This window comes from Citrobacter sp. Awk 2, assembly GCF_028069815.1.
In the GTDB taxonomy this organism is placed as follows: domain Bacteria; phylum Pseudomonadota; class Gammaproteobacteria; order Enterobacterales; family Enterobacteriaceae; genus Citrobacter.
On record NZ_JANEWL010000264.1, the window covers coordinates 1 to 439 of the forward strand.

Annotated in this window: 1 tRNA gene and 1 rRNA gene; both read right to left on the reverse strand. The window is 46.3% G+C overall.

Features of this window, described 5'->3' with window-relative positions:
• Positions 1–200: 200 nt before the first annotated feature.
• Positions 201–276 (reverse strand) — tRNA-Glu (locus NNO02_RS23550).
• An 85-nt stretch (positions 277–361) separates the two neighbouring features.
• Positions 362–439: ribosomal RNA gene (locus NNO02_RS23555) — 16S ribosomal RNA — on the reverse strand; the annotation flags it as partial.

Sequence of the window (439 nt, forward strand, 5' to 3'; positions counted from 1 at the left end):
CGTAAAACATCACCGTGTTGCGAAAATTTGAGAGACTCGAACACACCGCTTTTCATTTCTTATTACGGAGAAATGAAACAGTGTGTCGTTTCAATTTTCAGCTTGATCCAGATTTTTAAAGAGCAAATATCTCAAACAAGACTCGGAAGTCTGTTTTGAGATACTTCGGCCGGCGACTTTCACTCACACAAACCAGCAAGTGGCGTCCCCTAGGGGATTCGAACCCCTGTTACCGCCGTGAAAGGGCGGTGTCCTGGGCCTCTAGACGAAGGGGACGTGTAAGTCTCAATCGCAAGACGCCTTGCTATTTACTTTTCATCAGACAATCTGTGTGAGCACTACAAAGAACGNTTCTTTAAGGTAAGGAGGTGATCCAACCGCAGGTTCCCCTACGGTTACCTTGTTACGACTTCACCCCAGTCATGAATCACAAAGTGGT